Genomic DNA, 22,964 nt, shown 5'->3' on the forward strand with positions numbered 1-22,964 from the left:
GCTCCTTGGAATCGGGATCGCCCACTCAGGGCGTCGTCGAGTCTACCCGGACACCGCCGCGAGCCGGGTGCGGCGCTAGGAGCGGACCTGACCGGACCCGCGCAGCAGCCACTTCGTGCTCGTCAGCTCGGGCAGTCCCATCGGGCCGCGGGCGTGCAGCTTCTGCGTCGAGATGCCGACCTCCGCTCCGAAGCCGAACTCGCCGCCGTCGGTGAAGCGGGTGGAGGCGTTCACCATCACCACCGCGGAGTCGACCTCGGCGAGGAAGCGCTCGGCGCTGCGCAGGTCGTTCGTGACGATCGACTCGGTGTGGTGGGTGGAGTAGCGGGCGATGTGGTCCATCGCCGCGTCGAGATCGTCGACGACGGCGACCGCGATGTCGAGCGAGTAGTACTCGGCCGTCCAGTCCTCCTCGCTGGCGGGCACCGCATCGGCGACGATCGCGCGGACCCGCTCGTCGCCGTGCACGGTCACTCCGGCGGCGGCGAGGCGGCCGAGGACGGGCGGCAGGAGCCGCTCGGCGGCGTCCCGGTGCACGAGCAGCGTCTCGAGAGCGTTGCAGGTGCTCGGGCGCTGGGTCTTGGCGTTGTGCACGATGTCGACGGCCCACTGCTCGTCGGCGCTGGCGTCGAGGAAGACGTGCACCACTCCGGCGCCCGTCTCGATCACCGGGACGGTCGACTCGGTCACGACGGACTCGATGAGGCCGGCGCTGCCGCGGGGCACCAGGACGTCGACGTAGCCGCGGGCGCGCATCAGCGCCTTCGCGCCCTCGCGCCCGAAGTCGTCCACCGTCTGGATCAGCTCCGCGGGCAGGCCGACCGAGGCGACCGCCTCCTGCAGCAGCTCGACGAGGACCCGGTTGGTGTTCTCGGCCGCGCTGCCACCGCGCAGGATCACCGCGTTGCCGCTCTTGAGGGCGAGGGCGGCGATGTCGATCGTGACGTTGGGGCGCGCCTCGTAGATGGCGCCGACGACGCCGAAGGGCACGCGCACCTGGGTGAGCGAGGCGCCGTTGGGCAGGTTCGAGCCTCGGACCGTCTGGCCGACCGGGTCGACGAGACCGGCGACCGCGACCACGGCGTCGGCGAGCGAGCCGAGGCGCGCCTCGTCGAGACGGAGACGGTCCTGCAGCCCGGCGCTCATGCCGTTCTCCCGGCCGTTCGCGAGGTCGAGCCCGTTCGCCGGGACGACCCGCTCGACGGATCCGCGGACGGCGTCGGCGATCGCGAGCAGGGCGCGGTTCTTGAGGTCGGTCGTCGCGCTGCGCAGGGACCGCGAGGCCGTGCGGGAGGCGGCGAACCGCTCGGTCAGGACGGAGCTGTCGAGGGTCGTCTGCGGCATCCGGCCAGTGTATTCGCCGACGGCGCCTCGCCGAGGGCGGTGCCGAGGAGTCAGACCTCCTCGGCGTCGCCCACCAGGTCGTCCTCGTCGGAGACGCGCCAGACGCCGCCCTGGCGCTCGCGGTCGAGCTCGGCGCGGGCGGCCGCCTTGGCGTCCATCCGCTCGAGGTAGTTGTCGCGACGCTCGGCGCGGGTCTTGCGGTTGTTCTCCTCGAGGCGGAGGTCGGTGCCGCGCGGGGCGGTGATCAGCTCCGCCGTCGAGGTGAGCGTGGGCTCCCAGTCGAAGACGACGCCGTCGCCCGGGCCGATGACGACGGTGGAGCCGGCGACGGCCCCGGCCGAGAAGAGGCCGTTCTCGACGCCCAGCTTCGCGAGGCGGTCGGCGAGGAAGCCGACGGCCTCGTCGTTGGTGAAGTCGGTCTGCGCGACCCAGCGCTGCGGCTTGGTGCCGAGCACGCGGTAGACGTTGCCGTAGGAGCCGCCCTCGACGCGGATCTCGTAGTCCTTCTCGTCGACGGCGCGCGGGCGGATGGTGATCCGCTCGACCTTGGGCTCGGCCGCGAGGGCGAGACGGTGCTGCTCGACGATCTCGCCGAGGGCGAAGGTCAGCTGGCGCAGTCCCGAGTGGGAAACGGTCGAGATCTCGAAGACGCGGTAGCCGCGGGCCTCGAGGTCGGCGCGCACGAAGTCGGCGAGCTCCTGGGCCTCCGGCACGTCGACCTTGTTCAAAGCGATCAGCTGCGGGCGCTCGAGAAGCGGCACCTGGCCGTCGCCGACCGGGTACGCGGCCAGCTCGCCGAGGATGATGTCGAGGTCGGTCAGCGGGTCGCGGCCCGGCTCGAGCGTGGCGCAGTCGAGCACGTGCACGAGAGCGGTGCAGCGCTCGACGTGGCGGAGGAACTCCAGGCCCAGGCCCTTGCCCTCGCTCGCACCCTCGATCAGGCCGGGGACGTCGGCGACGGTGTAGCGCGACTCCCCCGCCTGGACGACGCCGAGGTTGGGGGCGAGGGTGGTGAACGGGTAGTCGGCGATCTTCGGCTTCGCCGCCGAGATGGCCGCGACGAGGCTGGACTTGCCGGCCGAGGGGAAGCCCACGAGCGCGACGTCGGCGACGGTCTTCAGCTCGAGGACGACGTCGCCCTCCCAGCCGGGAGTGCCGAGCAGCGCGAACCCGGGGGCCTTGCGCTTGGTGGTCGCCAGCGAGGCGTTGCCGAGGCCGCCCTGGCCGCCGGGGGCGATGACGAAGCGGAGCCCCGGCTCGTCCATGTCGAGCAGCTCCTCGCCCGTGGGCGACTTGACGACGGTCCCGACCGGGACCATCAGCTCGAGGAGGTCGCCGTTGCCGCCGGCGCGGTGGTCGCCCATCCCGGGGCCGCCGTTGGCCGAGGAGCGGTGCGGGTGCCGGTGGAAGGCGAGCAGCGTGGTGGTCTGCGCATCGGCGACGAGGACGATGTCGCCGCCGTGACCGCCGTTGCCGCCGTCTGGGCCGGCCAGCGGCTTGAACTTCTCGCGGCGGACGGAGACGCAGCCGTTGCCGCCGTGCCCGGCGCGCAGGTGCAGCGTGACGTTGTCGACGAAGGTGACCATGGTGTGTTCCGTCCGATGGGGAGGTGGGAGCGTCGGAGTGTCCGACGCCGGGTGCCGAGGTGCGCGGCGCTCACGAGCACGGGGCTCGCGGTGAGGATGCCGCAGCAACGCGCAAGGGGCGAGCCGAAGCCCGCCCCTTGCGTCCTGTGCCTGCTCGGCCGAGGAGAGCTGCCTAAGCGGCGGCCACCACGATGTTGACGACCTTGCGGCCGCCCTTCTGGCCGAACTCGACCGCACCGGCCGAGAGGGCGAACAGGGTGTCGTCGCCGCCACGACCGACGTTGACGCCGGGGTGGAAGTGGGTGCCGCGCTGGCGGACGATGATCTCGCCCGCGCTGACGACCTGACCGCCGAAGCGCTTCACGCCGAGACGCTGCGCGTTCGAGTCGCGACCGTTGCGGGTGGAGCTTGCGCCCTTCTTGTGTGCCATTTCTCATCTCCTCGAGACCGGGGGGCCGCAGCCCCGTGCTGATGCTCTGCGGAGCGATGGCTCCCGCCGCAGATCAGCGAAGTGTGGGTGTTACTTGATGCCCGTGACCTTGACGCGCGTGAGGTCCTGACGGTGCCCCTGGCGCTTCTTGTACCCGGTCTTGTTCTTGAACTTCTGGATGATGATCTTCGGACCGCGGAGCTCCTCGAGCACCTCGGCCGTGACCGACACCTTCTCGAGCGCCGCGGCGTCCGAGGTGATGGAGTCCCCGTCGACGAGGAGCACGGCAGCCAGCTGCACGGTGCCGTTCTCGTCGGCCTTGATGCGGTCCATCGTCACGATGGTGCCGACCTCGACCTTCTCCTGCCGGCCACCGGCGCGCACAACTGCGTAAACCACTTCTCGTACCTGTTTTCTCATCTGGACGGCGCGTGAGCGCTGTCCGGGGCTTGTAAGGACGGGGTCGTACCCCGGTCTTCCCGGTCGTACCCGTCTCTCGTACGGGACGAGGGGACCGGCACCGCGGCTCGCATCCCGTGAGGGACCGAGCGGCAACGGAAATCTGCGTGAGCACATGGATCGCGCCACACCAACGGTCAAGAGTACGGGATCCGTGCTCCCCGGTCAAACGCGCACCGCCCCGGAGGGGGTGCCGCTCGACCGACGACCCCGTCACGATAGTGCAGGCCTTGCCGCGGATCGGGCAGGCGCGCCGCCTACGATCGACGGATGGCGATCCTCCTCGACGCGGCGCGCTGGCCCGCCCACGACACGCTCTGGGCCCACCTCGTCAGCGACTCCTCCCTGGAGGAGCTGCACGCCTTCGCGCGCCTCGTCGGGCTGCCCGAGCGCGGCTTCGACCTCGATCACTACGACGTGCCCGCCGCGCGTCGCGAGGAGCTGCTCGCGGCGGGCGCCGTGCCCGTGGGCAGCCGGGAGCTGGTCGAGCGGCTCCGCGACAGCGGCCTGCGCGTGAAGGGCCGGGACCGGGACGCGGAGAGGGCCCGGCGCCGGCTCTCGCCGGGCACCGGGCCCCACTGATCGTCGCTGGTCGCGCTACTGCGCGCGGCGCGGCGTCTGCTCGGGCACGACCGCGATCCCGGTGAGCGCCGCCGTGGTGACGCGACGGCTCTTGGCGCGGCCCTGGCCGGGCTGCTTGGGTGCGGGCAGCGCGTCCAGGACGGAGTCGAGCAGGTGCTCGGCGACGGCGCTGGGCACCCGGCGCTCGGTCACGACCGGAGCGGGCGGGATCGGGATGTCGAGGATCGGGACCACCGGGGCCTGGGCCGCAGGGGCCTCGGCCGCGACGGGCTGAGCCGCGGGCTCCTGCGCCGCGGGCTCCTGGGCCGTCTCGCGGGCGGCGGGAGCGGACTCCTGCTGCTCGCCGGACTCCGGCGTCTCCTGGCGCGGCTCGCGGTCGCGGCCCCGGCGACGGCGCTCGCCCCGGGCGGGACGCTCGCGGCGGCCGGACGACTCGCCCTGACGCTCCGCGGACTGCTCGCCCGACTGCTCGGCGGACGGGTCGGCCTGCTGCTCGGCCGGCTGCGTCTCCGCGGTGGTCGTGGCCTCGTCGACGAGGGCGACGGCCTCCTCCGCGGCGTGCCGGACGGCGGCCGGGTGGATCGTGCTCGCCGCGATCTGCGCGAGCGCGTTCTTGGCGTCGTCGGTGATGGCGTGGGTGCTGACCGGCTTGGAGCCGTTCTGCGCGCCGGCGCCGTTCTGGGCGCTGTAGCCGTTCTGACCGGCCGAGCCGTTGCGGCCGTTCGAGGGCTGCTCGCCGGCCGGCTTGCCGCCGCGGCGGCGCTCCTGCTGCGGAGCAGCGGTCGAGCGGTGCTTGACCACCGGGTCGTGCTGGACGATGACGCCGCGGCCCGCGCAGACCTCGCAGTTCTCGCTGAAGGTCTCGAGGAGGCCGAGGCCGAGCTTCTTGCGGGTCATCTGCACGAGGCCGAGCGAGGTGACCTCGGCGACCTGGTGCTTCGTCCGGTCGCGGCTCAGGCACTCGACCAGGCGCCGGAGCACGAGATCGCGGTTGGACTCGAGCACCATGTCGATGAAGTCGACGACGATGATGCCGCCGATGTCGCGCAGCCGGAGCTGGCGGACGATCTCCTCCGCTGCCTCGAGGTTGTTCTTGGTGACCGTCTCCTCGAGATTGCCGCCGGAGCCGACGAACTTGCCGGTGTTCACGTCGACGACCGTCATGGCCTCGGTGCGGTCGATCACGAGCGAGCCGCCGCTGGGCAGCCAGACCTTGCGCTCGAGGGCCTTCTCGATCTGCTCGGTGATGCGGAACTCGTCGAACGCGTCCTGCTCGCCCGAGTAGACCTGCACCCGCTCGAGCAGGTCGGGGGCGACCTGGCTGAGGTAGAGCTCGATGGTCTCGCGGGCGTCGTCGCCGGCGATCACCATCTTCTCGAAGTCCTCGTTGAAGACGTCGCGGACGATCTTGATCAGCAGGTCGGGCTCGCTGTGCAGCAGCGCCGGCGCCTGGCCGGTCGCGGCCTTGGTGCTGAGCGCGGTCCACTGCGCGGTGAGGCGCTCGACGTCGACCGTGAGCTGCTCCTCCGTAGCGCCCTCGGCGGCGGTGCGGACGATGACGCCCACGTTCTCGGGGAGGACCTCCTTGAGGATCTTCTTGAGGCGCGCGCGCTCGGTGTCCGGGAGCTTGCGCGAGATGCCGTTCATCGAGCCGTTGGGCACGTAGACGAGGTAGCGGCCCGGGAGCGAGATCTGGCTGGTGAGGCGGGCGCCCTTGTGGCCGACCGGGTCCTTGGTGACCTGGACGAGCACGCGGTCGCCGGGCTTGAGCGCGAGCTCGATGCGGCGGGGGCCGCCGGCGTTGTTCGCGGCGTCCCAGTCGACCTCGCCGGAGTAGAGCACGGCGTTGCGGCCGCGCCCGATGTCGACGAAGGCCGCCTCCATGCTGGGCAGGACGTTCTGCACGCGGCCGAGGTAGACGTTGCCGATCAGCGACGCCTCCTGCGAGCGGGCGACGTAGTGCTCGGCGAGGACGCCGTCCTCGAGCACGCCGATGCGGATGCTGTCCTCCTTCGAGCGGACGACCATGACGCGGTCGACGGCCTCCCGGCGGGCGAGGAACTCGGACTCGGTGACGACCGTGCGGCGGCGGCCGGCGTCGCGGCCGTCGCGGCGGCGCTGCTTCTTGGCCTCGAGGCGGGTCGAGCCCTTGATGCGCTGCGGCTCGGTGATGAGCTCCGGCTCGCGCGCCTCGCGGGGCTCGCGCTGCTCGCGCGGCTGACGGACCCGGACGACGGTGTTCTCGGGGTCGTCGGAGCCGCCGCGGTCGCTCTCGCCGCTGCGGCGGCGCGAGCGGCGGCGGACGGAGCCCTGCTCCTCCTCCGGCTCGTCGCGCTCCTCGCGGACGCCGAGCGGGGCGCCCCGGGGCGGGAGTGGGGTCAGCTGGACGTAGTCGGGCAGGATCGGCGCCTGGAAGAGTAGCGACGTGCTCGGCAGCGGCGGGCGGCGGGGAGCGGACTCCTCCGTCGCGGACTGCTCGGCGTCGGCCGGCGACTCCGGGCCGGCGGTGAAGAAGGCGGCGCCGGTCGAGGCCGGCCCTTCCGTCTCGCCGGGCTCGGCGCTCGCGTCCGGCGCGGTGGTCTGCTCGGTGTCCTGGGCTGCCGTGTCCGGGGCGGCGGTGTCCGACCCGTTCTGCTCGGCGTCGTTCGTGTCGATGATCGTTTCCCCTGTCGCTGATGCGCTCGATCCGGCCCGTCGGTTCGTCCGACGGCCACCGAAGAGGCGACTGATCTTCCTGGCCCCGCTGCGGGGCTCGTCGCGGTCCGGTTCGGATCCGCCCGTGCTGTTGTCTTCCACCATTCCTGGTGCACTCCTCGGCCGGGTCGTGCGCCGCGCCGTCGACCCGGATGCTGTTCTCGAGCGACGGGCCTCGGCCCGCCGCGAATCCTTCCGCTCCCCCGGTCCCGTCGCTCACGTGGCGCAGGACTCCGGTTGCAGCTTCTCCTCGGAACTGACTATCCGACACGTGGAGATGCGTCGCGCTCATTCGCGGAACGCTGTCGATCTCCTGTGGCCCGGTGCTCGCCCGGTAAACCTTCTTCGCGTCGGTGCGGGATCTTCCGGGCCGACGGCTCCGATTATCGCACGCATTCCCAGAGCCGCCGATTCGCCGCGTGCCATAATCCCCCGGTGTCCAGCGATCCCGAGGTGCCGAGCGCCCCCACCCAGCAGCGTCCGGTCCTCTTCGCGGTGCTCCTGATCGTGCTCGGCGTGATCGGCTGGGTCGCCGCGTTCACGCTGACGCTCGACAAGTTCACCTCGCTGAGCGGGTCGTCGGAGGCCCTCGGCTGCGACTTCAGCCTGCTCGTGCAGTGCAGCGCCAACCTGAAGTCGGCGCAGGGCGCGATCTTCGGCTTTCCGAATCCGCTGATCGGCGTCGCCGCGTGGATCGCGCCGATCGTCGTGGGTGCCGGGCTGCTCGCGGGGGCGCGCTTCGACCGCTGGTTCTGGGCGCTGTTCAACCTCGGCTTCGTCTTCGCGCTCGCCTTCGTCGGCTGGCTGATCGCGACGAGCATCTTCGCCCTCGGGACGCTCTGCCCCTGGTGCATGCTCACCTGGGCCGTCGTCATCCCCGGCTTCTGGCTGGTGACCCTCCGCAACCTCCGCGAGGGCGTGTTCCCGGTCCCCGCCGCGGTCCGCCGCTTCGCCGGCGCCGCTTACGGCTGGGTGCCGTTCATCACCATCGTCTGCTACCTGGCGATCGCCGTGATGGCCCAGGTCCGCCTGGACGTGCTGTCCTACCTCTGACGCTGACGGGTTGACTCCCGACGCCGCCCCCGGGAGGCGGAGGATCTCGACACGCCCGCTCCGCGGGCTGCTCGATCAGCATGCACGGGGGCCAGCCCACTGCCGACAGCATGCGTGAAGGCCATCGCACTGCCGACAGCATGCGGGGGCCACGCCGCGGGGCGCGCCCTTCCTTGCTGGTCGAGTAGCCGCGCAGCGGCGTATCGAGACCCACCGTCGTCCGGACGGGAGTCTGCAGACCAGCCTGCTGACAACGGTGGATCTCGATACGCCCGCTGCGCGGGCTACTCGATCAGCATGTGCGCTCCCGTCCTCACCTCAGAGGACCAGCCCGCTCGGGCAGCTCTCGCCGAAGGACCTGAGCACGCGGGCGACCGCCTCGGAGGCGCATCCGGGAAAGCGCGTGTCAGCGCTTTCCCGTCGCCGAGCGCAGGACGCTCTGCGGAACGCGCCCGCCTATGAGAGCCGACCGCGGTTTCGCGGATCATCGCGAAACACCGCGGAGCGCGAACTCGCGCGGAGGTTCGCCTTTCAGGCGAACCAGAGCGCGAGCTCGCGCTCCGCGGATTCAGCGGAGTCGGAGCCGTGCACCAGGTTCTGCTGGACCTTGAGGCCCCAGTCGCGGCCGAGGTCGCCGCGGATGGTGCCGGGGGCGGCGGTGGTGGGGTCGGTCGTGCCGGCGAGGGAGCGGAAGCCCTCGATGACGCGGTCGCCGGCGATGCGGAGGGCGACGATGGGGCCGCTCTCCATGAACTCGACGAGGGGCTCGTAGAACGGCTTGCCCTCGTGCTCGGCGTAGTGGGCGGCGAGCAGCTCGCGGTCGGCCTCGACGAGCTTGATGTCGACGAGGGAGTAGCCCTTCGCCTCGATGCGGCGGAGGATCTCGCCGGTGAGGTTGCGGGCGACTCCGTCGGGCTTGACGAGGACGAGGGTCTCCTGGATGGCCATGGTTCAGCGGTCTCCTTCGGTGGGGGTGGGGTCGGTGGGCCCGTCCGCCGCGCGGCGGTCCTGGGTGTCGAGCTTGGTGCCGGTGACCATGCAGTAGGTCCACAGGGCGACGAACGCCGCGCCAATGACGAACATGATCGGCACCAGGGCACCGGTGGCCACGATAACGAACTGGAGGACCCAGCCGATCCGGAAGCCGGCCGGCCGGTTCAGCAGGCCGAGGGTCGCGACGAGGGCGAGGCAGACGACCGCTCCCCCGACCAGGACGATCACCGGATCGGCGGCCTTCAGCCCGAAGGCGACGAGTGTCGCGAGGAAGACGATGACGGCCTCGAAGCCGAGGACGATCGAGCCGAGGCTCTCGCGGACGGTCCGGGTGCGGCGGGGCCGGCCGGCCCTCACGCGCCCAGCCAGTTCTCGTCGCGCGCGACCGTCATCGTCCGTCCGACGAGGGTGATCGATCCGGTCACGAGCAGGGCGCCCTTGTCCGTGCGGGCGGCGAGGAGGCGGCCCGCGGTGAGCGCGCCGTCCGGATCCTCCGCGACGCGGACCGACTCCGCGGGGAACACGGTGCGCGCGAGGGCGGCGAGCTCCTCGGCCGGGACTCCGCGCTCGCTCGGGGCGGTCGTGACGATGAGCTCGTCGACGACCGGCAGGAGCGCGCGCAGGATGCCCTCCGCGTCCTTCTCGGCGAGGACGCCGAGGACCGCGGTGACGCGGTCGAAGTCGAAGTAGCGCTCGATCGCGGAGGCGAGGGAGGCCGCGCCGTGCGGATTGTGCGCCGCATCGACGACCGTGCGCGGCGACTGGCCGACGATCTGGAGGCGGCCCGGCGAGGTCGCGGCGGCGAAGCCCTCCTCGAGGACGTTCCCGGTCAGCTCCTGCGTGCCGCCGCCGAGGAACGTCTCGACCGCGGCGATCGCGACCGCCGCGTTCTCGGCCTGGTGGTCGCCGAAGAACGGCAGCAGCAGCTGCTCGTAGCGGGTGACGAGACCGCGGACGGAGACGAGCTGGCCGCCCACGGCGACCGTGGTCGACTCGACGTCGAAGTCGGCGCCCTCGAACACGATCGTCGACTCGGTCAGCTCGGCCGCCTGCCGCAGCACCGCCTCCGCCTCAGGGGTCTGCTTCGCCGACACCACGGCGGCAGCGGGCTTCACGATGCCGGACTTGGTGCGGGCGATCTCCTCGATCGTCGCTCCGAGCTGCCGGGTGTGGTCGAGCGCGATCGGCGTGAAGACCGCGACCTGCGCGTCCGCGACGTTCGTCGAGTCCCACTCGCCGCCCATGCCGACCTCGATCACCGCGACGTCGACCGGAGCGTCCGCGAAGGCCGCGTAGGCCAGCACGGTGAGCGCCTCGAAGAACGAGAGCGTGCTCTCGCCCCGGCCGACGAGCTCGGCGTCGGTCATGGTGAGGTAGGGCTCGACGTCGAGCCAGTTCGTGGCGAGGCTGAGGTCGGAGATCGGCGCGCCGTCGATGACGATCCGCTCGTTGAAGCGCTCGAGGTGCGGGCTGGTGAAGAGGCCGACCCGCAGCCCGTGGGCGCGGAGCAGGCTCTCGATCATCCGGCTGGTCGAGGTCTTGCCGTTGGTGCCGGCGACCTGGATGACGGGGTAGGCCTGCTGCGGGTCGCCCATGTAGTCGACGGCCCGCCGCGTCGGTGCGAGCCGCGGGCGGGGGCTCGCCTCGCCGAGCCGCTTCAGCAGGCTCGCGTAGACGGCGTCGGCCGCCTCACGCGCGAGCCGGGCGTCCTCCTCGGAGTAGCGGTCCTTGTCAGACATCGAAGGCCTCCACCTTCTCGACGCGGATGATGGCGGTGCCGGCGGGCCCGAAGGCGATCGCACCCTCGCCGCCCTCCAGCGCAGTGGTGAGCGCGGCGAACCCGAAGCCGGTCGCGAGGGTCTCCTCGGCGATCCAGAGCGCGTGCGGCTCGAGAGCCGCCATGCTCATCTCGTCGAGGACGATCTCGAGCTCGATGCGGTCGCTGACCTCGAAGCCGGCGGCCTTGCGGGCGTCCTGCACGGCGCGGATCAGGTCGCGGGCCAGGCCCTCGGCCTCCAGCTCCGGCGTGGTCGCCGTGTCGAGCAGCACGAAGCCGCCGCGCGGCAGCAGCGCGATCGCGCGGTCGTCGGCTCCCGAGCCGCCGACCTCCAGGGTCAGCTCGTACTCGCCCTCGACCAGCTCGACGCCGCCGGCGGTGACGACGCCGTCGGTCTCGCTCCAGTCGCCGGCCTTCGCGGCCTTGATGACGGTCTGCACGCCCTTGCCGAGGCGGGGGCCCGCGGCGCGCGCGTTGACGGAGAGGCGCGAGGTGACGCCGTAGTCGGCCGCGCTGGACTCGACCAGCGGGACCAGCGACACCTCCTTGACGTTCAGCTCGTCGCGCAGGATCGCCTCGAACGGCGCCAGCTCGGCGGCGTCGTCGACGACGACCGTGAGCCGCGCGAGCGGCAGGCGGACCCGGAGGCCGGCCTGCTTGCGCAGCGACAGCGCGGTGGAGGAGATGCCGCGGACGGCGTCCATCGCGTGCACGAGCGACTCGTCGACAGGGAACTCGGCGGCGTCCGGCCAGTCGGCCAGGTGCACGCTCCGGCCGCCGGTCAGGCCCTGCCAGATCTCCTCGGTCATCAGCGGGAGCAGCGGCGCGGCCACCCGGCAGACGGTCTCGAGCACGGTGAAGAGCGTGTCGAACGCCTCCGTGCCGCGGCCCTCGGCGTCGACGCCCTGCCAGAAGCGGTCGCGCGAGCGGCGGACGTACCAGTTGGTCAGCACGTCGGCGAAGTCGCGGAGCGCGGCCGCCGCGAGGGTCGAGTCGAGCGCCTCGAGACGGCCGGTGACGGTCTCGATCAGGTCGTGCGTCTTGGCCAGCAGGTAGCGGTCGAGCACGTCCTCGGAGTCGGTGCGGCGGCTCGCGCTGTAGCCCTCACCCGCGGCGTCGACGGAGGCGTTGGCGTAGAGCGAGAAGAAGTACCAGGTGTTCCAGAGCGGCAGCAGCACCTGGCGCACGCCCTCGCGGATTCCCTCCTCGGTGACGACGAGGTTGCCGCCGCGCAGCACCGGGCTCGACATCAGGAACCAGCGCATGGCGTCGGAGCCGTCGCGGTCGAAGACCTCGGCGACGTCCGGGTAGTTGCGCAGCGACTTGGACATCTTCTGCCCGTCGTTGCCGAGGACGATGCCGTGGCTGACGACGTTGCGGAAGGCCGGCCGGTCGAAGAGCGCGGTCGAGAGCACGTGCAGCGTGTAGAACCAGCCGCGGGTCTGCCCGATGTACTCGACGATGAAGTCGGCGGGGTTGTGCGAGTCGAACCAGTCGGAGTTCTCGAACGGGTAGTGCACCTGCGCGAACGGCATCGAGCCGGAGTCGAACCACACGTCGAGCACGTCGCTGATGCGGCGCATCGTCGAGCGGCCGGTCGGGTCGTCGGGGTTCGGGCGGGTGAGCTCGTCGATGTACGGACGGTGCAGGTCCTCCGGGCGCACGCCGAAGTCGCGCTCGAGCTCGTCGAGCGAGCCGTAGACGTCGATGCGCGGGTAGTCGGGGTCGTCGCTCTTCCAGACCGGGATCGGCGAGCCGAAGTAGCGGTTGCGGCTGATCGACCAGTCGCGCGCTCCGGAGAGCCACTTGCCGAACTGGCCGTCCTTGACGTTCTCGGGGACCCAGGTGATCTCCTGGTTCAGCTCCTCCATCCGGTCGCGGATCGCGGTGACGCGGACGAACCAGCTCGAGACGGCCTTGTAGATCAGCGGGTTGCGGCAGCGCCAGCAGTGCGGGTAGCTGTGCTCGTAGCTGGCCTGGCGGAGCAGGCGGTGCTGCGCCTTGAGGAGCTGCGTCAGCGGCTTGTTGGCCTCGAAGACCTGCAGGCCGGCGACCTCGCTGATCTGCGGCAGGAAGCGACCGCCGTCGTCGACGGAGATGATGACGGGGATCCCCGCCGCCTCGCAGACCTTCTGGTCGTCCTCGCCGTAGGCCGGCGCCTGGTGCACGATGCCGGTGCCCTCGCTGGTGGTCACGTAGTCGGCGACGAGGATGCGCCACGCGTTCTGCGTGCCCCACTGCTCGGTGTCGGCGTAGTGGTCCCAGAGGCGGTCGTAGCTGATGCCCTCGAGCTCGCGGCCGCGGTGCGTGCGCGAGACGGCGGCCAGCGCCGACTCGGCGTCCTCGTAGCCGAGGTCCTTGGCGTAGGCGCCGACCTGGTCGATGGCGAGGAGGTACTCGGCCGAGAGCTCGCGCTCCTCCGGCTCGCCCTTGCCGTCGGCGGCGCCGTTCGGGCCGGCCGCCAGCACGGCGTACTCGATGTCGGGGCCGACGGCGAGCGCGGCGTTGGTGGGCAGCGTCCACGGGGTCGTCGTCCAGGCGAGGGCGCGGACGGCGGTGAGGTTGAGCGCCTCGGCGGTCTCGCCGACGAGGGGGAAGGTGACCGTGACCGTCTGGTCCTGGCGCATCTTGTAGACGTCGTCGTCCATCCGCAGCTCGTGGTTCGAGAGCGGCGTCTGGTCGCGCCAGCAGTACGGCAGCACGCGGTGGCCCTCGTAGGCGAGGCCCTTGTCGTAGAGCCGCTTGAAGGCCCAGATCACGGACTCCATGAAGGTGGGGTCGAGGGTCTTGTAGTCGTTGTCGAAGTCGACCCAGCGCGCCTGGCGGGTGACGTAGTCCTGCCACTCCCCCGTGTAGCGCAGCACCGACTCCTTGGCGGCGGCGTTGAACGCGGCGACGCCCATCTCCTCGATCTGCGACTTGTCGGTGATGCCGAGCTGCCGCTCCGCCTCGAGCTCGGCGGGCAGGCCGTGCGTGTCCCAGCCGAAGCGGCGGTGCACCTGCTTGCCGCGCATCGTCTGGAAGCGGGGGAAGACGTCCTTGGCGTAGCCGGTCAGCAGGTGCCCGTAGTGCGGCAGGCCGTTGGCGAAGGGCGGGCCGTCGTAGAACACCCACTCCTGAGCGCCCTCGCGGGAGCGGATCGACTCCTGGAAGGTGTCGTCGGCCTTCCAGTAGGCGAGGACCTTCTCCTCGATCTGCGGGAACCGCGGCGACGCGGGGACGCCGCGGCCGAAGGCGGAGCCGGTGCTCGCGGGGACGCCGGTGCTCGCGTCGTCTCCGGCGCTCTCGGCATCGCGGGGGGTGGGCGGGGTCAGGGGGTAGGTCACGTGCGGTCTCCTGGCAGTGCTGCTGGTCTGCACGAGGACGGCCCGCCCGGATCTCAGACCCCGGGCCGGGTCGCGGTACCACCTCGCTTGAACCGCCCAGGACCGGCCCTCACGGGCTGTCCCTGGTCGCTCCCACTCGATCGGCTGTCACGGGCCGTACCCGTCCGGGTCTACTGGGCCGCGGCCGGGGCCGGGCTGTTCTTCCGGAGACTCACCGGTGATGGCCGGGTCGAAGTCGTCCAGCCGTTATCCTAGCGCGTCGGCGGTCGCCGGACAGGGGCGGAGGCGGTCATGGCGCGGACAGCGGGAGCGGGTCGCGGACGGCCGCGGGCGTCGTCGCGCTCCATGCTCGAGGACGCGGCTCTCGATCTCTTCGTCGAGCAGAGCTACGCGGGCACGACGGTCGAGCAGATCGCCCAGCGCGCCGGCGTCTCGCGCAACACCTTCTTCAACTACTTCGCCTCGAAGAGCGACGTCTTCTGGGTGCTCGTCGACGACCGGCTGGCCGAGCTGCCGGCGGCGCTCGAGACGGCCTCCCCGGACGCGTCGACGATGGACGCTCTGCGCGGCGCGCTGCTCGCGGTCGGCGCGGGCTTCGGTCCGTCGAGCGTGCCGTGGGCGCTGACCCAGACCGAGCTGATCGGCAGCGTGCACGAGCTGCAGGCGTCGGCTCTCTCGCGGCTCGCTCGGCAGGCGGCGATCGTCGCGGAGTTCGTGCGAGCGCGGGCCGGACGTCCGCTGCCGGCCCATGTGGCGCACGCGATCGCCTACGCGAGCGTCGGGGCGGCGGTCGCCGCGGTGCAGGCCTGGGCGGCCGCGGGGCCGACCCGCGGGGAGCTGGTGCCCTACCTCGACGAGGCGCTGACGCCGGTCTGCCGCGGTTTCGCGCCCGTCGTCGGCTGACCGCGCCCGCCCGTCGCGGCTTCCCGGCCCCGCGGTAGGATCGTCGCGGCCGGTGAGCGACACGCTCCGAGAGCCCCCACCCAGGCATCATCACCACCGACGCGGTGCCGCCCATATCGAACCGGAGAACCATGACCGTCGCCGACCGCCTCCCCGCCAAGCCCGCCCTCGAGGGCCTCGAGAGCAAGTGGGGCCTCGTCTGGCAGACGGACGGCACCTACCGGTTCGATCGCACCGGCCTCTCCCGCGCGGACGTCTACTCGATCGACACCCCGCCGCCGACCGCCTCCGGCTCGCTGCACATCGGGCACGTCTTCTCCTACACGCACACCGACGTCGTCGCCCGCTTCCAGCGCATGCGCGGCAAGAGCGTCTTCTACCCGATGGGCTGGGACGACAACGGCCTGCCCACCGAGCGCCGGGTGCAGAACTACTACGGCGTCCGCTGCGACCCGACCCTCCCCTACACGCCCGGCTTCGTGCCGCCGTTCGAGGGCGGCGACAACAAGAGCAGCAAGGCGGCCGACCAGAAGCCGATCTCGCGCCGCAACTTCATCGAGCTCTGCGAGCGCCTCACCGTCGAGGACGAGAAGCAGTTCGAGGACCTCTGGCGCACCCTCGGCCTCTCGGTCGACTGGACGCAGAGCTACCGCACCATCGGCGAGGAGTCGCAGGCCGCCTCGCAGCGCGCCTTCCTCCGCAACCTGGCGCGCGGCGAGGCCTACCAGGCGCAGGCGCCGACCCTCTGGGACATCACCTTCCGCACCGCGGTCGCTCAGGCCGAGCTGGAGGACAAGGACCAGCCCGGCGCGTACCACCGCATCGGCTTCCACCGCGACGGCGCCGAGGACGTCTTCATCGAGACGACCCGCCCCGAGCTGCTGCCCGCCTGCGTCGCGCTCGTGGCGCACCCGGACGACGAGCGCTACCAGGCGCTCTTCGGCACGACCGTGCGCACCCCGCTCTTCGACGTCGAGGTGCCGGTGCTCGCGCACCACCTCGCTCAGAAGGACAAGGGCTCGGGCATCGCGATGATCTGCACCTTCGGCGACCTGACCGACGTCGTCTGGTGGCGCGAGCTCGATCTGCCCAACCGCGCTGTCATCGGCTTCGACGGCCGCCTGATCTCCGAGGCGCCCGCCGCCATCGAGAGCGAGGCCGGCCGGGCCGCCTACGCGCAGCTCGCCGGCAAGACCGTGTTCTCCGCGAAGCAGACCGTGGTCGCGCTGCTCACCGAGTCGGGCGAGATGGTCGGCGAGCCCCGCCCGATCGTGCACCCGGTGAAGTTCTTCGAGAAGGGCGACAAGCCGCTCGAGATCGTCTCGACCCGCCAGTGGTACATCGTCAACGGCGCCCGCGACGCGGCGCTCAAGGAGCGCCTGCTCGAGCTCGGCCGCGACGTGCGGTTCGTGCCCGAGTTCATGCGCGTCCGCTACGAGAACTGGGTGAACGGCCTCGCCGGCGACTGGCTGATCTCGCGCCAGCGCTTCTTCGGCGTGCCGATCCCGGTCTGGTACCCGCTCGACGGCGACGGCAACCCGGTGTTCGACGCGCCGATCGTCCCCGAGGAGTCGGCGCTGCCCGTCGACCCGTCCTCGGACGCCGCCCCCGGCTACTCGGAGGACCAGCGCGGCCTGGCCGGCGGCTTCCAGGGCGAGCTCGACGTGATGGACACCTGGGCGACCTCCTCGCTCACCCCGCAGCTCGCCGGCGGCTGGGAGCGCGACGACGAGCTCTGGCAGCTGGTCGCGCCCTACGACCTCCGCCCCCAGGGGCAGGACATCATCCGCACCTGGCTCTTCTCGACCCTGCTGCGCTCGCAGCTCGAGGACGGCCGCGCGCCGTGGAGCACCGCGACGGTCTCCGGCTTCATCGTCGACCCCGACCGCAAGAAGATGTCGAAGTCGAAGGGCAACGTCGTCACTCCGGCCGGCATGCTCGAGCAGCACGGCTCGGACGCGGTGCGCTACTGGGCCGCCTCCTCGCGCCTGGGCACGGACGCGGCGTTCGACCCGCAGAACCCGACGCAGATCAAGATCGGCCGCCGTCTGGCGATCAAGGTGCTCAACGCGGCGAAGTTCATCCACGGCTTCCCGCTGCCGGAGGGCGCGACGGTCAGCGACCCGCTCGACCTGAGTATGCTCGCCGCCCTCGACGGCGTGGTGGCCGACGCCACGACGGCGCTGGAGAACTACGACCATGCCCGTGCGCTCGAGATCACCGAGGCGTTCTTCTGGACGTTCTGCGACGACTACCTGGAGCTGGTGAAGGAGCGCGCGTACGGCGAGGACGGCGCGTCCGCGGCCGCCGCCCTGCACCGTGCGCTGGACGTCCTGCAGCGGCTGTTCGCGCCGTTCATCCCGTTCGCGGTCGAGGAGACCTGGTCCTGGTCGCACGACGGCTCGGTGCACGTGCAGCCGTGGCCGGAGCAGGCCGCTCTCGGCGGCGACCCGGCCGTTCTCAGCGCGGCCAGCACCGTGCTGACCGCGATCCGCCGGGCGAAGACCGATGCGAAGGCCTCGCAGAAGACGCCGGCCCGCTCCGCCGTCGTCACCGCGCCGGCCGAGCTGGTGGCGTCGCTGCGACTCGCCGCGGGCGACCTCGCGGCCGTCGGCCGGATCTCCGCGCTCGACTTCGCCGAGGGCGACGCGCTGGCCGTGCAGATCGAGCTCGAGACCGAGCCGACCGCCTGATCACCCGGGGGGCGGGCTGCGGCCCGCTCCCCCTCTTCTCGAGAGGAACACCCCATGCAGCTCGGAACGCGCTGGCCGGTCGGCGGAGACACGCCGTCCACCCTGCCCGAGATCGTCGTCACCGCCGTCCGCGACGTGGAGGGCGAGCTCGCCTCCGCCGGCACCGACAGCTCCGCCTGGCGCTGGACGCTGACCTGGCTCGAGGGCAAGCCGGTGCTCGAGCTCGACGACGGCACCACCATCACCTACCGCCCGGACGAGGACGCCGCCTACATCACCCAGCCGCAGGGCCGCGTCGAGGGCGAGGACGACGACTGGGGCTGAGCGGCTGACGGCGTGGATCTCGAGACGCGCGCTGCGCGCGCTACTCGATCAGCATGAGCGGACGGCGGCGGCGGCTCTAGGCTCGCTAGATGAGCACCTCCGCCGCCGTCGCCGTCCTCCTCGAGCCGAGCGGGCTGCCGCACGGGCTGCCCGACTTCGCGGCGGTCGAGCCGGAGGCGTACCGCCCGGCCTTCGAGGAGGCGCTGCGGCGGCACCGTGCGGAGATCGAGGCCATCGCCTCCTCCCCCGACGAGCCGACGGTCGAGAACACGCTGGTGGCGCTCGAGCGCTCCGGGCGGGAGCTGCGCCGGGTCAGCGCGGTCTTCTTCACGGTGGGCGCCTCCGATCGCACGCCGCTGACCGACGCCGTCGAGGAGGAGCTCGCTCCCCTGCTCTCCGCGCACGACGACGCGATCACCCTCGACCCGCGCCTCTACGCCCGGGTCCGCTCGCTCGCCGACCGCGAGGCGGCGCTCGACCTCGACGACGAGACCGCCTACCTGCTGGAGCGCGTCCTCCTGCGCTTCGAGCGCGCGGGCGCCCTCCTCGACGACGCCGGCAAGACCCGGCTCAGCGCGCTGAACGAGCGGCTGTCGAGCCTCACCACCCGATTCGACAAGAACCTGCTCGCCGATACCAACGAGCGGGCCGTGCTGCTGGAGCGCGCCGAGCAGCTGGACGGACTCGACGCCTCCGAGATCTCCGCCGCCGCCCGTGCCGCCGCGGACCGCGGCGCCGACGGCCACCTCGTGACGCTTCCCCTCTACTCCGGGCACCCGTGGCTCGCCCGCCTGCGCGATCGCTCCGTCCGCGAGCGGATCGTGCGCGCCTCCCTCGGCCGCGCCGGGGAGGGCGGACTGAACGACAATCGGGAAGTCCTGCTCGACATCGTCGCCCTGCGCGCCGAGCGCGCCGCGCTGCTCGGCCACTCCTCGCACGCCGCGTTCGTGATCTCGGGCCAGACGGCCGGGACGCCCGAGCGCGTCCGCGCCCTCCTCGAGGAGCTCGCGATCCCCGCCGCCCGGAACGCCCGCGCCGAGCTCGCGCAGATGCAGCAGCAGGCCGACAGGGAAGAGGACGCCGCGAGCCGGCCGCGCTTCACGCTCGAGGCGTGGGACCGGGCCTACTACGAGGAGCGCGTGCGCACCGCCCGCTACGCCGTCGACTCCAGCGCGCTCCGGCCGTACTTCGAGCTCGAGCGCGTCCTGCGCGAGGGCGTCTTCGCCGCCGCGACCGGGCTCTACGGCGTCCGGTTCGCGGAGCGGCCCGACCTGGTCGGGCACAGCGCGCACGTCCGTGTCTTCGAGGTCGCTGAGGAGGACGGCACCCCGCTCGGTCTGTTCCTCTTCGACCCGTTCACGCGCGACTCCAAGCGCGGCGGCGCCTGGATGAACTCGCTCCGGACCCGGACGACGCTGCTCGGCGACTCCGCCGTCGTCGTGAACACGCTGAACATCTCGGCGCCCGGCGACGGGGAGCCCGCGCTGCTCAGCCTCGACGAGGTCGAGACCCTCTTCCACGAGTTCGGGCACGCGCTGCACGGACTCTTCGCGACCACGCGCTACCCGCGGTTCGGCGGCACGAGCGTCTTCCGCGACTTCGTCGAGTTCCCGAGCCAGGTCAACGAGATGTGGATCCGGCACCCGGAGCTGCTGCCCGTCTACGCGCGGCACGTCGAGACCGGCGAGCCACTGCCGGCCGCCGTCGTCGAGCAGCTCGAGGCGGCGGCGCTCTGGGGCGAGGGCTTCGCGACCACGGAGTACCTGGCCGCCGCTCTGCTCGACCTCGCCTGGCACGAGACGTCGGCCTCCGCCGACCGTGCCGACGTCGTGGAGTTCGAGACGCGCGCGCTGGAGGCCGCCGGGCTGCTGGTCCCTGCGATCCCGCCGCGCTACCGCAGCACGTACTTCAAGCACGTCTTCTCGGGCGGCTACTCCGCGGGCTACTACTCCTACATCTGGAGCGAGATCCTCGACGCCGACACCGTCGAGTGGTTCGAGGAGAACGGCGGACTCGACCGCGCGGCCGGCGAGCGGTTCCGGCGGCGGATCCTCGAGATCGGCGGCTCGCGCGACCCGCTCGTCGCCTATCGGGAGTTCCGCGGGCGCGACGCGCGCACCGAGCCCCTGCTGCGGCGCCGCGGACTCGCCTGATCCGAGGGCTCGTCCCGGGGGTCAGGAGTGGCGGGCCACCCGACGCGGGTGCAGCCAGGCCAGCACGACCAGCCCCACCACCAGGCCCCAGAACGCGGAGCCGATCCCCGCGACCGCGATGCCGGACGCGGTGACGAGCAGGGTCGAGGCGGCCGGGAGGCGCAGTCGCGCGTCCTCGACCGCGGCCTGCACCGACGAGACGAACACGCCGAGCAGCGCCAGCCCGGCGACCGCCTCGATCAGCAGCGGACTGGCGGAGGAGACGAGCGCTGCGGCCGCTCCCGCGACCGCGCCGAGCACCAGATAGGACGCTCCCGCCGAGACCGAGGCGATCCACCGCTTCTCCGGTTGCGGCGAGGCCTCCGGACCCGCGGTCAGAGCAGCACTCAGCGCCGCGTAGTTGACCGGCACTCCCCCGAACACCGCGGAGACGCCGGAGGCGAGGCCGCTCGACACGATCGCCGGACGGGAGTGCGCCTCGAAGCCGAAGCTCGACAGCACCGCGATGCCGGGGATGTTCTGCCCCGCCATCGTGACGACGTAGAGCGGCAGCCCGATGCCGACCATCGCGCCGATCTCGAAGACCGGCACGACGAACTCGGGGACCGGCAGCAGCGGCGCGCCGGCGAGGGCGGCGCCGTCCGTGATGAGCAGCAGCACGATCGCGAGCGCGATCGCCGCCGGCACCGCCCAGCGCGGCAGCAGGCGGAGCAGGATCAGCCAGAGCGCGATGACCGGCAGCGCGAGCAGCGGGATCTCGACCGCGGCCCGCACGGGCGCCAGCACGAGCGGGAACAGGATGCCGGCGAGCATCGCGTTGGCGAGCGGCCGCGGGATGCGCGCCACGAGCCTCCCGAGCGCCGGCCAGAGCCCGGTCACGACGATCAGCGCGGACGCGACGAGGAACGCGCCGACCGCGCGGTCGAAGCCCCCGGGCAGGGTCGCGGTGGCGGCGAGCAGCGCGGCGCCCGGGGTGCTCCAGGCGAAGGTCATCGGCACCCGGTAGCGCACACTCAGCGCGATGCAGAGCACGCCCTGCAGCACGCAGACCGCGAGCAGACCAGACGCTGCCTGAGCATCGGTGGCGCCGACGGCGACGACGCCCGCGAGGACGATCGCGAAGGAGCTGGAGAAGCCGGTGAGCGCGGCGACGATCCCGGCGAGGAGCGGCTGGACGATGACGGTGCCTCCGGTCGCTGACCCGGCCGAGCGCTGGGCCGGCGGACGCATCGGCGATGCGCTCCGCCAGAGTAGGGAACCGCGTCGCGCCCGGGCGCACGAACGCCGGGCCAATCAGCGCGAACTGGTCACGCGACGGCCCGGCGGAGGCGACTCAGGCGCTCTTCTCCTGGCGGCGGGGAGCGTGCGGCACGATGGTCGGCGCGGCGTTGTCGAGCACCGCGGCGCGGGTGACGACCACGCGGGCGACCTCGTCGGAGGACGGCACCTCGAACATGATCGGGCCGAGCACCTCCTCGAGGATGGCGCGGAGGCCGCGGGCGCCGGTCTGGCGCAGCACGGCGAGATCGGCGATCGCCTCGAGGGCGCCGCGGTCGAACTCGAGCTCGACCCCGTCGATCTCGAACATCCGCTGGTACTGCTTGACCAGCGCGTTGCGCGGCTCGGTCAGGATCTGCATCAGCGCGACCTGGTCGAGCTGCGTGACGGTGGTGACCACCGGGAGGCGGCCGATGAACTCGGGGATGAGCCCGAACTTGTGCAGGTCCTCCGGGAGCACCTCGCTGAAGATGTTGATCTCGTCCTGCTTGTTGTGCAGCGGGGCGCCGAAGCCGATGCCGCGCTTGCCCGCGCGCGAGGAGATGATGTCCTCCAGCCCGGCGAAGGCGCCGGCCACGATGAACAGCACGTTCGTCGTGTCGATCTGGATGAACTCCTGGTGCGGGTGCTTCCGGCCGCCCTGCGGCGGCACGGAGGCGACGGTGCCCTCGAGGATCTTCAGCAGCGCCTGCTGCACGCCCTCGCCCGAGACGTCGCGCGTGATCGACGGGTTCTCGGCCTTGCGGGCGATCTTGTCGACCTCGTCGATGTAGATGATGCCGGTCTCGGCCCGCTTGACGTCGTAGTCCGCGGCCTGGATCAGCTTGAGCAGGATGTTCTCGACGTCCTCGCCGACGTAGCCCGCCTCGGTCAGCGCCGTCGCGTCGGCCACGGCGAACGGGACGTTCAACCGCTTCGCCAGCGTCTGCGCGAGATAGGTCTTGCCGCAGCCGGTGGGGCCGATCAGCAGGATGTTGCTCTTGGCGATCTCGATCTCGTCGTGGATCGCGTCCGCGGCGGTGATGGTGTTGCGCACTCGCACGCGCTTGTAGTGGTTGTAGACCGCGACGGCGAGGGCGCGCTTGGCCTGCTCCTGGCCGATCACGTACTCCTCGAGGAAGCCGTAGATCTCCTTCGGCTTCGGGAGGTCGAACTCGTGGCTCGTCTCCTCGCTCGACTCGGAGAGGCGCTCCTCGATGATCTCGTTGCACAGCTCGACGCACTCGTCGCAGATGTAGACGCCGGGACCGGCGATGAGCTGCTGGACCTGCTTCTGGCTCTTGCCGCAGAACGAGCACTTCAGCAGGTCGGCGCTTTCGCCAATACGTGCCACGGGGATGCCCCACTTCCTTGTCGTGCGTCGGTGCTC

The 22,964-nt window shown here is 71.9% G+C and carries 17 protein-coding genes; 6 read left to right on the top strand and 11 right to left on the bottom strand.

What is annotated here, in order from left to right; genetic code table 11:
- Window positions 1-75 precede the first annotated feature (75 nt).
- The 4 genes from MT351_RS09430 to rplU all read right to left on the bottom strand — a co-directional run bounded on the left by MT351_RS09430 (window position 76) and on the right by rplU (window position 3,759).
- Window positions 76-1,344 (bottom strand): glutamate-5-semialdehyde dehydrogenase, encoded by a 1,269-nt coding sequence (locus tag MT351_RS09430; protein ID WP_243582026.1) that lies wholly within the window; start codon window positions 1,342-1,344, stop codon window positions 76-78.
- A 50-nt stretch (window positions 1,345-1,394) separates the two neighbouring features.
- Window positions 1,395-2,930, bottom strand: a complete 1,536-nt coding sequence (gene obgE, locus MT351_RS09435) for a GTPase ObgE (RefSeq protein ID WP_123703517.1) — start codon at window positions 2,928-2,930, stop codon at window positions 1,395-1,397.
- A 172-nt stretch (window positions 2,931-3,102) separates the two neighbouring features.
- Window positions 3,103-3,360 carry a 50S ribosomal protein L27 gene (rpmA, locus tag MT351_RS09440; protein ID WP_123445823.1) on the bottom strand — a complete coding sequence of 86 codons (258 nt, stop codon included), beginning with the start codon at window positions 3,358-3,360 and terminating at the stop codon, window positions 3,103-3,105.
- A 90-nt stretch (window positions 3,361-3,450) separates the two neighbouring features.
- Window positions 3,451-3,759: a 50S ribosomal protein L21 gene (rplU, locus tag MT351_RS09445; protein ID WP_123445822.1), complete on the bottom strand. Its 309-nt coding sequence runs from the start codon at window positions 3,757-3,759 to the stop codon at window positions 3,451-3,453.
- 330 nt (window positions 3,760-4,089) lie between these two features.
- Between rplU and MT351_RS09450 the strand changes: the two genes are divergently transcribed.
- Entirely contained in the window at window positions 4,090-4,401 is a 312-nt protein-coding gene (locus MT351_RS09450; protein WP_123732276.1) for a DUF4031 domain-containing protein, read from the top strand.
- A 15-nt stretch (window positions 4,402-4,416) separates the two neighbouring features.
- On the opposite strand, the gene MT351_RS09455 is transcribed toward MT351_RS09450, so the two are convergent.
- Window positions 4,417-7,200, bottom strand: coding sequence for an Rne/Rng family ribonuclease (locus MT351_RS09455; RefSeq protein ID WP_243582027.1), 2,784 nt, complete (start codon window positions 7,198-7,200; stop codon window positions 4,417-4,419).
- 330 nt (window positions 7,201-7,530) lie between these two features.
- Here MT351_RS09455 and MT351_RS09460 point away from each other — a divergent pair, with 330 nt between their 5' ends.
- On the top strand, window positions 7,531-8,148 hold the full coding sequence (locus tag MT351_RS09460; protein WP_243582028.1) for a vitamin K epoxide reductase family protein: 618 nt from the start codon (window positions 7,531-7,533) through the stop codon (window positions 8,146-8,148).
- A 531-nt stretch (window positions 8,149-8,679) separates the two neighbouring features.
- Here MT351_RS09460 and ndk read toward each other — a convergent pair.
- From ndk to ileS, 4 genes are read right to left on the bottom strand one after another with little or no spacing between them, the layout of a single operon-like run.
- Window positions 8,680-9,096 carry a nucleoside-diphosphate kinase gene (gene ndk / locus MT351_RS09465; protein WP_123732274.1) on the bottom strand — a complete coding sequence of 139 codons (417 nt, stop codon included), beginning with the start codon at window positions 9,094-9,096 and terminating at the stop codon, window positions 8,680-8,682.
- 3 nt (window positions 9,097-9,099) lie between these two features.
- Window positions 9,100-9,498 (bottom strand): DUF4233 domain-containing protein, encoded by a 399-nt coding sequence (locus MT351_RS09470; protein ID WP_243582029.1) that lies wholly within the window; start codon window positions 9,496-9,498, stop codon window positions 9,100-9,102.
- Entirely contained in the window at window positions 9,495-10,880 is a 1,386-nt protein-coding gene (locus MT351_RS09475; protein ID WP_123736919.1) for a folylpolyglutamate synthase/dihydrofolate synthase family protein, read from the bottom strand. Before MT351_RS09475 ends, MT351_RS09470 begins: the two co-directional genes overlap by 4 nt.
- Window positions 10,873-14,244 carry an isoleucine--tRNA ligase gene (gene ileS, locus MT351_RS09480; protein WP_374204761.1) on the bottom strand — a complete coding sequence of 1,124 codons (3,372 nt, stop codon included), beginning with the start codon at window positions 14,242-14,244 and terminating at the stop codon, window positions 10,873-10,875. Before ileS ends, MT351_RS09475 begins: the two co-directional genes overlap by 8 nt.
- A gap of 291 nt (window positions 14,245-14,535) precedes the next feature.
- Here ileS and MT351_RS09485 point away from each other — a divergent pair, with 291 nt between their 5' ends.
- The 4 genes from MT351_RS09485 to MT351_RS09500 all read left to right on the top strand — a co-directional run bounded on the left by MT351_RS09485 (window position 14,536) and on the right by MT351_RS09500 (window position 20,317).
- Entirely contained in the window at window positions 14,536-15,147 is a 612-nt protein-coding gene (locus MT351_RS09485; RefSeq protein WP_243582030.1) for a TetR/AcrR family transcriptional regulator, read from the top strand.
- A 131-nt stretch (window positions 15,148-15,278) separates the two neighbouring features.
- A complete protein-coding gene (gene valS / locus MT351_RS09490) occupies window positions 15,279-17,840 on the top strand; it encodes a valine--tRNA ligase (RefSeq protein ID WP_243582031.1) in 2,562 nt (853 codons plus the stop codon).
- Between the two features lie 54 nt (window positions 17,841-17,894).
- The gene (locus tag MT351_RS09495) at window positions 17,895-18,164 is read left to right on the top strand and encodes a hypothetical protein (RefSeq protein WP_123703503.1); all 270 of its coding nucleotides are present in this window, start codon (window positions 17,895-17,897) and stop codon (window positions 18,162-18,164) included.
- Window positions 18,165-18,253: 89 nt separating this feature from the next.
- Entirely contained in the window at window positions 18,254-20,317 is a 2,064-nt protein-coding gene (locus tag MT351_RS09500; RefSeq protein WP_243582032.1) for a M3 family metallopeptidase, read from the top strand.
- Between the two features lie 21 nt (window positions 20,318-20,338).
- On the opposite strand, the gene MT351_RS09505 is transcribed toward MT351_RS09500, so the two are convergent.
- Both MT351_RS09505 and clpX read right to left on the bottom strand, forming a co-directional pair.
- Complete coding sequence (locus MT351_RS09505) at window positions 20,339-21,547, bottom strand: benzoate/H(+) symporter BenE family transporter (protein ID WP_243582033.1); 1,209 nt, start codon at window positions 21,545-21,547, stop codon at window positions 20,339-20,341.
- 103 nt (window positions 21,548-21,650) lie between these two features.
- A complete protein-coding gene (gene clpX, locus MT351_RS09510; protein ID WP_123445812.1) occupies window positions 21,651-22,928 on the bottom strand; it encodes an ATP-dependent Clp protease ATP-binding subunit ClpX in 1,278 nt (425 codons plus the stop codon).
- Window positions 22,929-22,964: the final 36 nt, after the last annotated feature.

Origin of the sequence: Rathayibacter sp. VKM Ac-2926 (assembly GCF_022815565.1) — a bacterium.
Classification (GTDB): domain Bacteria; phylum Actinomycetota; class Actinomycetes; order Actinomycetales; family Microbacteriaceae; genus Rathayibacter; species Rathayibacter festucae.

Bases quoted from the DNA above. Each gene is read 5' to 3' on its own strand.
- MT351_RS09500 (WP_243582032.1), top strand. From the start codon at position 18,254: ATGAGCACCTCCGCCGCCGTCGCCGTCCTCCTCGAGCCGAGCGGGCTG.
- ndk (WP_123732274.1), bottom strand. From the start codon at position 9,096: ATGGCCATCCAGGAGACCCTCGTCCTCGTCAAGCCCGACGGAGTCGCC.
- valS (WP_243582031.1), top strand. From the start codon at position 15,279: ATGACCGTCGCCGACCGCCTCCCCGCCAAGCCCGCCCTCGAGGGCCTC.
- MT351_RS09450 (WP_123732276.1), top strand. From the start codon at position 4,090: ATGGCGATCCTCCTCGACGCGGCGCGCTGGCCCGCCCACGACACGCTC.
- obgE (WP_123703517.1), bottom strand. From the start codon at position 2,930: ATGGTCACCTTCGTCGACAACGTCACGCTGCACCTGCGCGCCGGGCAC.
- MT351_RS09430 (WP_243582026.1), bottom strand. From the start codon at position 1,344: ATGCCGCAGACGACCCTCGACAGCTCCGTCCTGACCGAGCGGTTCGCC.
- MT351_RS09485 (WP_243582030.1), top strand. From the start codon at position 14,536: ATGGCGCGGACAGCGGGAGCGGGTCGCGGACGGCCGCGGGCGTCGTCG.
- MT351_RS09495 (WP_123703503.1), top strand. From the start codon at position 17,895: ATGCAGCTCGGAACGCGCTGGCCGGTCGGCGGAGACACGCCGTCCACC.
- MT351_RS09455 (WP_243582027.1), bottom strand. From the start codon at position 7,200: ATGGTGGAAGACAACAGCACGGGCGGATCCGAACCGGACCGCGACGAG.
- rpmA (WP_123445823.1), bottom strand. From the start codon at position 3,360: ATGGCACACAAGAAGGGCGCAAGCTCCACCCGCAACGGTCGCGACTCG.
- MT351_RS09505 (WP_243582033.1), bottom strand. From the start codon at position 21,547: ATGCGTCCGCCGGCCCAGCGCTCGGCCGGGTCAGCGACCGGAGGCACC.
- MT351_RS09475 (WP_123736919.1), bottom strand. From the start codon at position 10,880: ATGTCTGACAAGGACCGCTACTCCGAGGAGGACGCCCGGCTCGCGCGT.